The organism is Stenotrophomonas sp. WED208 (genome assembly GCF_040984485.1).
Taxonomy (GTDB): Bacteria; Pseudomonadota; Gammaproteobacteria; order Xanthomonadales; family Xanthomonadaceae; genus Stenotrophomonas; species Stenotrophomonas riyadhensis.
This window is the reverse complement of record NZ_JAZARB010000001.1, coordinates 806,440-820,530: the sequence shown is the minus strand read 5'-3', so window position 1 is coordinate 820,530 and position 14,091 is coordinate 806,440. Positions and strand designations below refer to the sequence as shown.

Here is a 14,091-nt window from a genome sequence, read left to right as displayed (position 1 = left end):
ATCAGTACTTCCAGGTCAACGCCAGCCGCGCGGTGCGGCCCGGGGCCGGCATCACGCCCAGGGCAAGCGGGTCCAGGTAGTAGCGGTCGGTCAGGTTGTCCACGCCGGCTTCCACCGACAGCTGGTCGTTGAAGCTCCAGCTGGCGAACAGATCCACCAGGGTGGTCGGCCGGTACAGCTGCTGGATCGCCGACAGGCCCACGTTCCAGTCCTTGTCCAGCTTGCTGATCGGGCCGGCGTTGTGGACCACGCGGGTACCGAAGGTCAGGCGCTCGTCGAACAGGCGCGAGCCCAGGGTCAGGTTGACCATGTAGCGCGGCGGGTTCTGGGTATTGGTGTACGAGCCCTCGAAGCCGCCGTCCACGCAGTTCGGCGTGTTGGCCAGCTCATCGTTCCTGCGCTGTGCACCATAGGCGCGGCGCTCGGCAGCGATATCCGGCGCGCAGGTCTTGGCCTTGAAGTAATAGTGCGCGGACAGATCGGCAAATACCTTGCCGCTGTCATAGCTGGACTGGAACTCCATGCCCGAGACCTTGAACTGGTCGACGTTGCGGATCAGGCCGGCCGAGAGCGTGCGGTAGTCACGGGTGATCAGGTCGTCGATGCGGGTATCGAAGTACGCCAGCTTCAGCGCCAGGCGGTCGCCGGCGGTGAACAGGTCATAGCGGATGGTGCTGGCACCTATCTCCCAGCTACGCGCACGCTCCGGCTTCAGCTCGCCCACCGGCTTGGCGGCGGTGAACAGGCCCAGCGTGGTCTCGAACAGGCTCGGCAGCTTGGTGCCTTCGGCGTACTTCACGTAGACCATGGTGTCTTCGCTGAAGCGGTAGGCCACGCTGGCGGTCGGCGAGAACGCGGTGTCGCGGCGACGGATCGGCTGCGACCAGGTCCAGCTGACCGGCACTTCCAGGTCCTGCGCCTTGCCGGCGTCGTAGAAGTTCCAGCCACCGATGTCGCCCACCGTGCCCTTCTTGTACGGCGAAGCCAGCAGCGATTCCTGGGTGAAATTGCCGTTGGCGTCCGGATACCAGTTCAGCAGCGCGATGCGCTTGGCCCGCCACGACGGCAGCGCCGGGTTGCCATTGAGCAGCTCGGTGTAGCGGTACTGGCCCTGCACCTCGTAGGCATCGGGCGTGGCCAGGCGGTTGCGGTCGTGCACGTCCACGCGGTTCCAGCGGCCGCCGGCCAGCAGTTCCCAGTGCTCATCGGGCTGCCACTTCAGCGAGGCCACGGCGCTGTATTCCTTGCGCTCGGCGTTGCGCAGGAAGCGGTTGTTGATCAGGTCATCGTGCATGACCGGCCCCGAGCTGCCCGGTGCGATGTCCTCATCGCTGTAGGACAGGCCGTAGTCGAGGGTGAATGCACCGGCGCGGGTATCGAACTTCGAGGTATTGCTGGCATCCAGGCCGAAGCGCTTCTGCCGCAGCGGATTGCGGTAGGCATCCTTGTAACCGGGGTCGCCACTGAAGCTGGGCGCGTCGTACCACTCGGTACGACGATCGAAATACCACGGGGTGATGCCGGTCAGGCTGTTGTACATCACGCTGTCGGTGTCGGTGTACGCGGCATTTACGCGCAGGTCGACCAGCTCGCTGTCCGGGTTGAAGCGATAGCGCAGGGTGTAGCTGTCCATGTCGACGTGGCCCGGATCCCATTGCGGAATGCGGTCGCGATCGACGCGGATGATCTGCGAGGCCATGATCTCGCCGGCGGTGCCCTCGTAGCGGCGGTAGCCCGCTTCCAGGGTCTGTGCATCGTCGATGCGCCAGGTGCCCTTGAGCAGCGCCGACTTCGAGCGGGCCGAGGTATTGAAGACCTCGGTACGCGGCGGGTTCAGCGGCGCCAGCGTGCGCCGGGTCTGCGGGAAGTCGTCGTAGCCGTGCTTGCCGGAGAAGTAGTTGCCATTGTCGCGGTAGGCGTAGGCGGCGACCAGATCGAAGCGATCCCAGTGTCCCGCAGCGGCGACGTTGAAGAACTGGCTGCCGGTGGCGCTGCGATCGTTGCGCGGCGCGGCACTGTAGGAAGGCAGGTTGTTGGCGCTGTTGTTGGCCAGGCCGCCACGCACGCGCACGCCGAAGTCCCGGCCTTCGCGCAGCACGTCGCCGATCTTCAGCGTCTCCATCTCGACCACGCCGCCGATGCCACCGGAGGCGTTGGCCTGCAGGCTCGGGCCTTTGGTGATGGTCAGGCTGGAGATCAGGTCCGGGTCGAGGTAGGTGCGCTGCGACTGGCCGGCATAACCACGGTAGGTATCGATGCTGGACTGGCCACCGTCGATGATCACCGGCACGCGGCCCTGGCCCTGGATGCCACGGATGTTGACGTCGAAGCCGTTGCCCACGCGCGGATCACCGGCGGTGACGCCAGCCACGCCCTTGACGATGTCGCCGTTGGACGTACCGCGGAATCGCTCCAGGTGCGTGCGGTTGAGCGTGGTGGTGGAGCCGACGCTGCGATAGCCGTCGAGCAGCCGCGCCTCGTCGCTGGTTGCGCCGCTGTCGATACGGTCGCCGGCCACGCTCAGCGTATCGGTGACGATCACACCGCTGTCGGCCTGCGCCGATGCTGCTGCTTCCAGGGTCACCGCATCGGCACTGACCCGGCGCACCGCCAAGCCACTGCCCTGCAGCAGGTGCTGCAAAGCCTCGCTGGCCGACAGGCTGCCGCTGACCGCACGCGAGGTCACACCCCGGGCCAGAATGGCCGGGTACACGACCTGCACGCCGGACTGGCGCATGTAGCTGCGCAGCGCCTCGTCCAGTGGCTGCGCGGGGATATCGAAGCGCTGCACGGCAGCGTGGTCACCGCTGGCATCCTGCGCGAGTACGGACGGCGCGGCGCTGGCCAGGCCGGCCGCCAGCAGGGCGATGCACAGGCGGGACGGGCGCGGCATGCGGCCCGGACGATGGAAATCGAACATGGGGGAACCTGTCAGGTAATCGGTGCCGCGGGCGCGGCGACATCCGCAACACGGGCGGACACGGCGACGTACTGGCGGCGGCGGGTACGTTCGCGGAGTAAGACGGATGACAGCGTGGCAACCCCAAGAGCGATTTGCGGCCGCAGCAGGTGCCGACCGCTGGGCGGCACAGGGACGGTCATCCACGCATGGCGTGGATCTACTGCACGATGGCGACGCCGAATGGCAGACGAGTAACCCGAAGACCTGCTGTTGCCGCCAACGCATCCAGCGCCTGCTCCGGGCGATCAATACGCAACGCCGCACTGACAGCCGGCAGCTGCGACAGATCGCCACGCACGAAGGTCGGGCCAGCGCGATAGCGCCCGACCCACTGCACGGCGTCGGCGACGCTGGCCTGCTCCAGCAGCAGTTCGCCCTGCCGCCACGCGCCGACACTGTCGGCCACCACATCCTGCAGACGCGTCACGCCACTGCGCTCGCCATAGACCGCACGCTGTCCCACCTGCAGATAGGTCCAGCCACCGTCGACCGGGCTGGCCACACGCACCCTGCCCTGCCCGACCTGGGTTTCCACCCGGCCATCGCTGCGTGCCACGCTGAAGGCAGTGGAGATGTCTTCGACCAGGCCATTGCCAGCGCGCACGCTGAAACGTCGCTGCGCATCCGGGCTGACCTCGAACCAGGCCCGCCCGCGCAGCAGCTCGATCTCGCGCGCATGTGCATCGAAACGCACGGCAATCGCACTGTCCGCATCCAGCACGGCGCGACTGCCATCGGGCAGTTGCACGTTCTGTACGACATGCGTACTGCGATGGTCGGCCTGCAGCCGCAACCAGGCCTCCGGCCATGCCACCAGCATCGCCAACGCAGCTGCAGCGGCCATTGCCCAGCGCATTCGATGCGGGCGCCGGCGTTCGACGGGCTGGGCCTGCGGGCGTGGTCCCACGCTGCGCCACAGCGCGCGCTCGTGCTCGAAGGCGCGGCGGTGCCCCGGTTGTTCCAGCCAGTGCTCGAACTCGTGCATGCGCCCCTCGCCGATGTCACCCGAGGCCAGCCACGCGATCCAGCTCCGGGCCTGTTCGGCCAGGGCATCGTCATTGGCGGCGGGCAGCGTGTTCGGCGGGCTCATCGGCTGGCGGACAGGCGCATTCAAGCGCGGGCGGAGGAACTAGACCGCATCCACGGTCCAGTGATCAAGACGTTTCAGCGAGGGCCAGCCCCAAGCCGGGGCGTTCATCGGCCGCTGCGCGCCCAGGCCAGGCGTTGCAGCGCGGTGCGCACATGGTTCTCGACGGTAGTCACCGACACACCCAGACGGCGTGCGATCTCGGCCTGGGTCAGGCCCTGCAGGCGGTTGAGCCGGAAGATGGTGCGGGTCGGCTCCGGCAGGTGTCCCGCCGCGTCGAGCACCCGCTGCAGCTCGTCCTGTGCCATCGCCTGCTCCTCGGTCGAGATCACCTCGTCCGGCCCCCACAGGTAGTGGTCGGCCAGCAGACGGTTGCGCCGGGTCGATTCGCGGCCATGGTCGGTGGCCAGGTTGGCGGCCAGCCGGTACAGATAGGCGCGCGGGTTGTCGATGGCCTGGCTGTCGTCGACCCCGCGCGCCTTGAACCACACCGCCTGGATCACGTCTTCGGCGCCGTTGTCGCCCCCCAGGATGCGTTGCACCCGGCGCAGCAGCGCGGGCCGCTCGCGGATCAGCAGTTCGGTGAGGGAGGCGGCATTGGAGGACATGCGCGGAACCGGGACGACAGACGGAAGGCGCCGCGCATGCTACTCCGTTAATGAGAATCAGTCACGTTCGCATCAATGGATGCACCCGGTCAGTCCGTCATAGACGCTCTGCGAGGTCCCCGGCAGCGGGTCATGCAGGGGATTGCGCGCGACCAGCGCGGCATGGAAGGCCTCCACCGGGGTTCCCGCCACCAGCGGCAGGCGGCACAGCCAGGTCGGTTGCCGGGCCACGATCGCGCCATCGTTGCGGGACACCTCCAGATCGCTGGCGGCGAATGCCCACAGGCACTCATGGATGGTTCCCCGCACCGCATCCACCGAACAGCGCAGGCGCAGCGCCCGGATGTCGCTGTATTCGCCCTCGCAGAAGGTGTCGCCACAGATCGCGTCGAAGCCATGCTGCAAACGGCCTTCCAGAGCAAAAAAGCGGTCCCAGTTGGCCTCCTGGTGCGGGTAGTCGATCAGGTCGACATAGGGGAATGCCTGTACCGGCGGCGCCATCAGCAGCGCGCAGGTCAGGCCGATCGGCAGGGCAGATGCTTTCATGCGGGAGCTCCTTGGGATGAGGGTTCCAGCCTGCACCCGGCGCCCCGACGTCCCCATCGGGCAACCCCACCAGCACGTGTGGGCGGCCGCCGTGCCGTACTGTCGGCACCCGCCCCTGCACAGCGCCCGGCAAAGGCATAAAATGGGGGGCTATCCGTCTATATCCCCCACCTGGAGCACAACCATGGGTCTGGAACTCGTCTCGCCCGGCAAGAACCCGCCGGAAGAAATCAACGTCATCATCGAGATCCCGAAGGACTCGGAGCCGGTGAAGTACGAAGTGGACAAGGAAACCGGCGCGATCTTCGTCGACCGCATCCTGTCCACCCCGATGCGCTACCCCTGCAACTACGGCTACGTGCCGAGCACCCTGTGCGGCGACGGCGATCCGGCCGACGTGCTGGTGGTGCTGCCGCTGCCGCTGGTGCCGGGCTCGGTCGTGCGCTGCCGTCCGGTCGGCGTGCTGAAGATGAGCGATGAGGCAGGCAGCGACGAGAAGATCCTGGCCGTGCCGGTCTCGAAGATCTTCAGTGGCTATGCCCACGTCGAAGACATCGCCCAGGTGTCCAGCCACTGGCTGGAGCGCATCGGCCACTTCTTCGAGCACTACAAGGACCTGGAGAAGGGCAAGTGGGTCAAGCTGGACGGTTGGGGCGGCGCCGCTGAGGCCAAGCAGATCCTGATCGAGGCGCACCAGCGCCATCTCGACAGCAAGGCCTGAGCCTGAACCGGATTGCTCCGGCAGGCCCTGCCGGAGCGATGCGGGTCACGTTTCACGACGACGGCACATCACACGTGCCGCCGTATTAGGTAAATTGCGTCACTTCACACGTCATCGACATCCATCGTCGAGACAGCCAGGGGAATGTGTCGTGCGTATTCTGCTTGTTGGGGATGCAGCCAGCCTGCCGGCCGAGCTGACCGAATTCATTGCCGATCTTGGGGAAGACTGGCAGCCGCTGACCGCCACTGATGGCCAGACCGCGATGACCGCGGTGGCTACGCAGGGTGTGGATGCGGTGATCGTCTGCCCGCAGCTGCCGGACCTCAATGCCACCACGCTGCTGGGCCAGATCCGGACCTTGCGCCCGGAAACCATCCGCATTGCGCTGGTGGATGCCCAGCATGGCAACCGGCCGCCGCCGGCACGCCTGATCGGTGTCGCTCACCGTTTCCTGCCGTTGCCACTGGCACCGGAAGTGCTGCTGGAGGCACTGACCAGCCTGGAAGAGCTGCGCGAAGTACTGGACAGCCCACGCCTGCGCGATGCCATCGGCCGTATCGAGAAACTGCCTTCGCCGCCGCACCTGTACCTGAGCCTGACCCAGGCGCTGGAGCATGACGACGACGCCGACAGCGCCGACGTGGCCAAGCTGGTGGCGGCCGATCCGGCCATTGCCGCCAAGGTGCTGCAGCTGTCGAACTCGGCGTTCTTCAGCCAGGGACGCACCATCGCTGACCTGCGCACGGCAGTGACCCGCCTGGGCCTGTCGACGCTGCGCGACCTGGTGCTGGCCAGCGAGGTGTTTTCCGCACCCACGCTGTCCACCGCCGAACGCAATTCGCTGCAGCAGCGCGCCCTGCTCGCTTCGCGCCTGGCCGCGCGCCTGCTGCCCGAATCCAGTGCCGAACTGGGCGCAACCGCCGCACTGCTGGCCGACATCGGCCTGCTGCTGCCCGGCGTACGCAACGAACGCAGCGAGCCGACGCTGGCCGGTGACACGCGCCCGGGCCACGCGGAAGCCGGCGCTTATCTTCTCGGCCTGTGGGGCCTGCCGATGCCGATCATCGAAGCGGTGGCGTTCCACCTGCAGCCGCAACGCGCCAATACGCGCAGCTTCTGGGTGACCGGTGCGGTGCATGTGGCGCTGGCGCTGGTCAACGGCGATCCGGTGGATGAGGACTACCTGCAACGCGCGGGTGTACTCAACAGGCTGCCGCAGTGGCGGGAGCATGCCAATGCGTTGATGGGACTGGTACCCAGCGACGCCTGAGCCCCCTGCATGCCAGGAAGACTCAAGGGGCGCGCCTGACGGCGCGCCCTTTTTTGCATCAGCGCGCGCCGCAGGCGTCCTGCACGCAGTGACGATACTGCAGATCGCACAGAACCTTCGACTTGCCTGCGGCCAGGCATTCCTGACGCAGCTCCTCGCAGTACAGCCCGCCCCCACAGACGCCCCCGGTCTGGGCAAACACTGCACCGACCAGCGTCGCATAGATCAGTGCAGCGGCAGACAGCTTGTGCAACAGCGTGCTCTTCATCTCTCTCTCCATGTGCAGGCGTCCGTGAGTGGACCCGTCAACTGTGTCGAATACGACACGACAGGAATGAGACTCCACTCACCTTCCAACATGTTTCGGAATTTCCCTACAAAAAAAGAGGGCGGACCTTGCGGTCCGCCCTCCCGGTACTGCTATCGCACTTCGAACGATCAGAAGCGCTGGGTGTACTTCATGTACAGGAAGCGACCGACGTCGAAGCCGCCGTAGTAGGCGAAGCTCGAGTTCGGGGCCGAGTACATCAGCGGACCCTTGTGCGCGAACACGTTGTTGGCACCCAGGGCGATCGTGGCATCCCACGGCGCCTTCCAGCTGACCTGCAGGTCGTGGAAGGTGTTGGAACCGGTACGACGCACCGGCGCCTTTTCGCCATAAGCGTAACGATCCGGATCGGTGCAGCCGATCGAGATGCACGACTCACGCAGGCCCGAGTAGTAGCGCGCGGTGTAGTTCACACCGAAATCGCCGTACTGCCAGTTGATGCCCAGGTTCGAACGGACACGGAACACGGTGGTGTCGCCGGACTCACCGACGCGACCCATCATGATGTTGTCGCCGGCGCTGTTCTGTGCCTGCTCATCGTACTTGGCGGTGTAGCTGGTCTGCCAGTCGATGTTGAACTGGCCGATGGCCAGTTCCGGCAGGCGGTACTTGACGCCGATGTCGTAACCTTCGGTCTTCATCTTGCCGAGGTTGGCAGTGCCGTAGGTGATGCCGCTGATGTGGCCATCGGCCGCACGGGTCACGCTGCCGCAACGGGCGGAGTTACCCAGCACGTAGCAGTCACGCAGGATGCGGTCGACGCTGTCAGCGATGATCATGTCGCTGATTTCGTACTTGTACCAATCCAGCGACAGGTCCAGGCCCTGCACCCAGCGCGGGCTCCACACCACACCGAAGGTGGTGCTCTTGGAGGTTTCCGGCTTCAGGTTCGGGTTGGCACCGGAGACGAACTGGTCGCCCGACTGGCACGGCAGGGTGGCGCACGGCACGTTGCCCTGGCCCAGCTGCACGTAGTTGGCCGGAGCGCCGCCGGCCAGGCAGGCCGCGTTGCCAGCAACACTGCCCGGGGCACCCACGGCGCACGGATCGATGTAACGCTCGAAGCTCGAGCTCAGGCCACCGTACAGATCGTTGATGGTCGGAGCGCGGAAGCCCTGGGCGTAGGTGCCGCGGACCAGCAGTTCATCCAGCGGACGCCAGGTCAGGCCGAACTTGCTGTTGGTGGTGCCACCGAAGTTGCTGTAGTCCGAATAACGGCTGGCAACGTTCAGGGTCAGTTCCTTGGCGAACGGCTTGTCCGCCAGGATCGGCACGTTCAGTTCCAGGAAGACTTCGTTCAGGTCGTACTGACCCTTGGTCGGCTTCTGGCCCAGGCCGGTGGACATGCCCGACTGCGCGAAGGCGTCCGGCACGTAGTTGCCTTCTTCCTTGCGGTGCTCGACACCCAGGGCAAAGCCCAGGTCGCCGGCCGGCAGGGTCACGATCGAACCGGCCAGGTTGGCGTTGAAGCTGGTGGTCTTGGTCTCACCACGGGTGGTGTAGGTCGGGAACAGGAAGTCCTGCAGCTCCTGGTTCGCCAGCGAGCCCGGGCCATTGACACCGTACGGCAGCAGCGGATTCCACGGGCGGCAATCGCCCAGGATCGGCTTGGCCGCAGTGCCGCAACGGGCAACACCACCGGCATCGATGAACGAGGTGCCCATCGCCTGTTCGGCGCTGATCAGGCTCATGTCACCACGGTTGCGCTTGATGGTCTCGTTGCGGTTCCACAGTGCGCCGACATCCCAGTCGAAGGTCTTGCCGCCCAGCTCGAAGAAGCCGCTGATGGTCGGCGCGAAGCGCAGGGTCTTCATCTGGCTGTCGGTGGTGCGCGGCACTTCCCACAGACGACGGCGGACATTCACGTCCTGGCCGACCGGGTTGAACGCGCTGTCACCGGACAACGGCTGTTCCCAGGCGCTGGACTGGAACGGATAGCCTGCGATCTGCTGGAACGTCTGGCGCTCGTTGTAGAGCACGTCGGTGTTCAGGCTGATCGAATCGGTGAAGTCGTAGGTACCGTTGATGTACAGCGACTTGCGCTTGACACCGGTCAGCAGGGTCATCTGCTCGTTGGAGTTTGCATACTCCGCCGGGGTCATGACGTGGTAGTCATTCGGGTTCTTCGGATCGCCACCCGGGTTCAGGGTCTTCCACACGGCGGTCTTGGAGTCGGAGCAATCGACCTGGGTCGGGTTGCACCAGCTGCCGAACTGGCTGATCGGGCTGCCGTCGGCGGCGACCGAGTTCGGGCCCTTGGCGCCATCACGGCTGTACCAACGGTCCTTGGCCCACACCGGGTCCATCTTCGAGTACTCGGCCGACAGGGTCAGGCTGCCGCGCTCGCCGCGCGCGCCCAGGGTCATCGAGTACTGCTGGTTGTCACCGTCGCCATCGCTGTACTGGCCGACGTACACGTTGGCTTCGCCACCGTCGAAGTTCTTGCGGGTGATCACGTTGACCACGGCAGCAATCGCGTCCGAACCGTAGATCGAAGACGCACCGTCCTTCAGGACTTCAATGCGCTCCACAGCCGACATCGGGATCTGGCTCAGGTCCTGCAGGCCCGACGTGGTCGCGCCCAGGCGCTTGCCGTTCATCAGCACCAGGGTGCGCGAAGCGCCCAGGTTGCGGATGTCGACGTAGTAGCCGCCCACGTTCTCGCCGGAGGCCAGCGATTCGGAACGGGAGATGGCCGGGGAGCCAGCCGAGGTCAGGTTGCCCAGCACGTCGGCGACGCTCGAGAAGCCCTGCTTTTCCAGGGATTCACGGGTCATCGTCAGGATCGGCTGCTGCGTTTCCATGTTGGCGCCACGGATACGCGAGCCGGTGACCGAAATGCGGTCCAGGTCGGTGGTGCCCTTTGCTTCCTGAGCCGAAGCAAAGGCCGGCGCCAGCGCCAGCGCGATGCCGGCCGGCAGCAAGCCGAACCGCACTGCGGGATTACGAACGTTCATCAATCTCTCCAAGGTACGTGTTAGCAGCGTGTTAAAACACCCCAGCACGTTACGATTGCGTTGCAGCGCTGTATTTGCGCGAACCAACCGGAGACTTTGCAGATTGTGGCGGCAGCAAGCCGCCGTTCTCCCTGAAGCGCGAGGCCGACTGGCCGTAGCGGGCACGGAACGCACGCGCGAAGCTGCAGCAGTTGTCGAAACCACTGGCCGCAGCGACCTCGCCGACCATCATGTCGGTGTCACGCAGCAGGTCGGCGGCGCGCTCAAGGCGCAGGCGTGCGGAGAGCGACTGCGGGCTTTCTTCGTAGAGGCTCTGGAAGGTCTTGGAGAGATACCAGCTGGAGAAATTGGTCAGCTCGGCCAGTTCACCGATGCGCACCACGCGGTGGCTGTTGCCTTCCAGGTACAGGCGGGCACGCTGCATGCGGCCGAACACCTGGCGCTTGCGGCTGCGCGAACGGCCCGGGCAACGCTGTACGTTGTCGGCCAGCCCACGCTGCAGGCCTGCCAGGTGCAACAGCAACGGCCGCAGGGCCTGTGCCGGCTGCCCGCTGGCCAGCGCGTCGCGCCACAGGCGCAACGCAACGCGGGCATCGCCACGGTTCATGCGGCCACGACCTGCATACAGGCCACAGTCGGCCATCTCGGCCAGCACGCGCAGCGCTTCGGCGTTCAGGTTCAGGCCGACGCACAGCCCGTTTCGGCCGGCCTGCACCAGCGGCCGCGATTCCTTCTCGAAGGCGATCCACTCGCCCTGGCGCAAGCGGAAGCGTCCTTCCTTGGCTTCCACCCAGGAGCTTCCACGCACCTGCATCCAGACAGTGAAGCTGCTGCCGGCGGTCTGCAGGCTGCCCAGCCGGGCCACGCCCAGGCAAGTCGGCGCAGCATCATCGAGCGACCGGTCCAGAGAGACGGATTGGCCGCGATCGGCCAGCGAGAGTTGACGCATGGGGGCACCACGGATTTGCCTAGTACAGGACTCCGTTTTGCCAAATCAGGCGGCACCGCGTCAGGAAAGTCAGACGAGATCGCCACGAATTCGCGACGAGGTCCAGACGAAAAACTTACGAAGGCCCATTTCCTTTGAACAACAACAACTTGGAGAATGCCGGCAGCAGCGCTGGCGAGCGTTCGGGCAAGCGCATCACACCAATGTCGGCACCGTCGCTGACCGCCATCGCGACAAACAGCGAGCGCCCATCGGCGCTGGCGCTCAGCCCATTGCCAGCGCTGAGCCGTTCCGCGTCCAGGCAGCGTTCCGGCTCCTCGCGCCCGGCCTGGATCCGCACCAGCGTGGTGCCACAGGTGGTGGACGTGCCGAGGTAACCAATCGCGCTGTTGCCGGCCACGGTCCAGGCCCGGTACCGCCAACGGCTGGGTCGATCATCACTGATCTGCTGCACGCTGTCCGCGGCCAACCCTGCGTCCACCGACCACAGTCCTCCGGCCGCCAACCGCGTGAACAGGACCCGTCCGCTGCTGCGGTCGAACCGGGCCTGCGACACGCCATCGATGCTGGCCAGCCGACGCCACGGCTGAACGCTGCGATCGAACAGGCTCAGCCGGGTCTGTTGCTGGTCATCGCGTTCGACCACCAGCAACTGGTCGGGCGTTGCTCCGTACAGCGCCTGCAGGGGCTGCTCCGAAGGCACGGGCAGTGGCTGCAGGCGTTCATCACGCGGCGCGATCTCGTAGACCACCGTGCGCCCATGCTCGTCGCGCCCCACCACCAGCAATCGCCGGCTGTCGGCTGACCAGTCCGGGGCCTGGCGCGCCTCCGGCCGCAATCCCTCGATCGGTCGCAGCGAGTCGGGACGATCCATGTCCGCCCACCACAGCGCGAAGCTGCCTGAACGATCAGACGTGAACACCAGTTGCCGCCCATCCGGCGCCGCCATGGGTTGACCATCGCGGCCACTGGAAGCGAACAGGCGGACGGGCGGCGAGTGGCCCTCCACCGGTACCTTGAAGATGCCGAACTGCGCGCGCCGGTGGACGAACGCCAACATGCCACCGCGACGCGATGTCGCCGGCCATTGCGCGTCGTCCAGCCCTGCGTCGCGCAGCGTGCGGCTTTCAACATCCAGGTAGTAGAGACGCACTTCACTGTCGACACGCCGCCCGAACACGATCGTGCGGCCATCATGCAGCCAGGCCCAACCGCGCAACTCCGCCGCCTCGTTGGTCAACTGCTCGGGCGTTCCCCCCGTGGCCGGCATGCGCCACAGGTCGCCCAGCTGTGGGTTGCGTACGAACACCAGCCAGTTGCCATCGGGCGAGTAGCGGGGCGCATAGTCGAAGTCATCCGCATCGACAGCGTAGTCCAGTGCCTGCCATTGGCCGCTGGCCAGATCAAGCGTCCGGATCCCGCGATGGGCATAGCGGCCCACCATGCTGCCGAACACCAGGCCGCGACCATCCGGCGTCCAGTCGAAACTGAGCAGTTCGGTGCCATCGCAACGCGTGGCCTGGCGCAGTGCGCCGCCGGTCGCGCTGGCAATCAGCACCTGGCAGCTGCCATTGTCACCGAAGCGTGCAAAAGCAATCTCGCGTCCATCCGGCGACCAGCTCGGGAAGCGATCAACCGAACCCGCTGGCGGAGCCAGCAATTGCCGCGCCGGCGCATTGCCGGAAGTCTGCACCTTGATGGCACCGCCCCCCAACCCATCCTCGTTGGCACCTTCATAGGCCACCAGCGAACCATCGGGCGAGAGCGTGGGATAGGTTTCGAAACCGCTGGTCGCAGTGATCAGTCGATAGGGACGCTGCGGACTGCCGATCACACGCGTGCCGTTCTCAACGGCCGCATCCACGGGCGAGCTGCCAGCCGGTGCCCGGCGCAGCAACAGCGCGGCCAGCACCACCACGGTAGCGAGGAGCAGCACGCCCACTGCCAGCAGCGCACGCCGGCGAACATGGCGCCAACGGTGGCGTGAGGGCTGCCCAGGCACTGCGGGTGCCACTCCGACGGCCAGCGCGGGTTGCACATCCACAGCGTGGTCGTCGGACGATCCTGTCGGTGTCGACTCGACATCGTCCAGCACCTGTACCGGTACCAGCAGGCGATAGCCGGTCTTGGCGATGGTCTCGATGTAGGCCTGGCCGTTGTCATCGTCGTTGCTGAACGCCTTGCGCAGCTGGGTGACGGCCTGGGTCAACACATCATTGGTCGGCAGCGTGTCCGGCCAGACTTCCGCGAACAGTTCGTCGCGGGTGACAACACGCCCCGGCTGGCGCAGCAGTACACGCAGCACGCCCAGCGCCTTCGGCGTCAGCCGACGCGGGCGACGCGCACCGACGACCTCGACTTCGCGCGAGGACAGAGTGACAGTGCACTCTCCTATCCGGATCCGATCGAATCCGGGGGGCTGGTTTTCACTGCTGTTCATTTTCCGCTACACAGTAGAGACAGGTCCGGGGCAGCGTTTGCCTTCGATACCCTCCCGTCCTGGGAACAGCAAAAAGCCAGACTCCGCACAAAGCATCGGCGCATACCGCAAAAACAATGAAGCGGGCGAATACTAGCCTATGCGGGTTACCTCGCCTATCGCGTGGTCGACATCCAGGCTCTCTCTCGCCGACGAATTCACATAATCTGCAGCACCATTC

Annotated in this window: 10 protein-coding genes; 2 read left to right on the top strand and 8 right to left on the bottom strand. The window is 65.9% G+C overall.

Features of this window, described 5'->3' with window-relative positions; all coding sequences use genetic code 11:
- Position 1 precedes the first annotated feature (1 nt).
- The 4 genes from VPH47_RS03615 to VPH47_RS03600 form a co-directional block, all read right to left on the bottom strand.
- Positions 2-2,920 carry a TonB-dependent receptor gene (locus VPH47_RS03615; RefSeq protein ID WP_368850142.1) on the bottom strand — a complete coding sequence of 973 codons (2,919 nt, stop codon included), beginning with the start codon at positions 2,918-2,920 and terminating at the stop codon, positions 2-4.
- Between the two features lie 199 nt (positions 2,921-3,119).
- Positions 3,120-4,052, bottom strand: coding sequence for a FecR domain-containing protein (locus tag VPH47_RS03610; RefSeq protein WP_368850141.1), 933 nt, complete (start codon positions 4,050-4,052; stop codon positions 3,120-3,122).
- 104 nt (positions 4,053-4,156) lie between these two features.
- A complete protein-coding gene (locus VPH47_RS03605; protein ID WP_014038389.1) occupies positions 4,157-4,657 on the bottom strand; it encodes an RNA polymerase sigma factor in 501 nt (166 codons plus the stop codon).
- 72 nt (positions 4,658-4,729) lie between these two features.
- A complete protein-coding gene (locus VPH47_RS03600) occupies positions 4,730-5,203 on the bottom strand; it encodes a hypothetical protein (RefSeq protein WP_368850140.1) in 474 nt (157 codons plus the stop codon).
- Between the two features lie 184 nt (positions 5,204-5,387).
- Here VPH47_RS03600 and ppa point away from each other — a divergent pair, with 184 nt between their 5' ends.
- Together ppa and VPH47_RS03590 are read left to right on the top strand one after the other, a co-directional pair.
- Positions 5,388-5,924, top strand: a complete 537-nt coding sequence (ppa, locus tag VPH47_RS03595) for an inorganic diphosphatase (RefSeq protein ID WP_005410935.1) — start codon at positions 5,388-5,390, stop codon at positions 5,922-5,924.
- Between the two features lie 151 nt (positions 5,925-6,075).
- The gene (locus VPH47_RS03590) at positions 6,076-7,197 is read left to right on the top strand and encodes an HDOD domain-containing protein (RefSeq protein ID WP_110713547.1); all 1,122 of its coding nucleotides are present in this window, start codon (positions 6,076-6,078) and stop codon (positions 7,195-7,197) included.
- 58 nt (positions 7,198-7,255) lie between these two features.
- On the opposite strand, the gene VPH47_RS03585 is transcribed toward VPH47_RS03590, so the two are convergent.
- From VPH47_RS03585 to VPH47_RS03570, 4 genes are all read right to left on the bottom strand, one after another.
- Positions 7,256-7,465 carry a hypothetical protein gene (locus tag VPH47_RS03585; protein WP_010483987.1) on the bottom strand — a complete coding sequence of 70 codons (210 nt, stop codon included), beginning with the start codon at positions 7,463-7,465 and terminating at the stop codon, positions 7,256-7,258.
- A 170-nt stretch (positions 7,466-7,635) separates the two neighbouring features.
- The gene (locus VPH47_RS03580; protein ID WP_368850139.1) at positions 7,636-10,482 is read right to left on the bottom strand and encodes a TonB-dependent receptor plug domain-containing protein; all 2,847 of its coding nucleotides are present in this window, start codon (positions 10,480-10,482) and stop codon (positions 7,636-7,638) included.
- A gap of 49 nt (positions 10,483-10,531) precedes the next feature.
- Positions 10,532-11,431 (bottom strand): helix-turn-helix transcriptional regulator, encoded by a 900-nt coding sequence (locus VPH47_RS03575; protein ID WP_110713550.1) that lies wholly within the window; start codon positions 11,429-11,431, stop codon positions 10,532-10,534.
- A 115-nt stretch (positions 11,432-11,546) separates the two neighbouring features.
- A complete protein-coding gene (locus tag VPH47_RS03570; RefSeq protein WP_368850138.1) occupies positions 11,547-13,871 on the bottom strand; it encodes a winged helix-turn-helix domain-containing protein in 2,325 nt (774 codons plus the stop codon).
- Positions 13,872-14,091 lie beyond the last annotated feature (220 nt).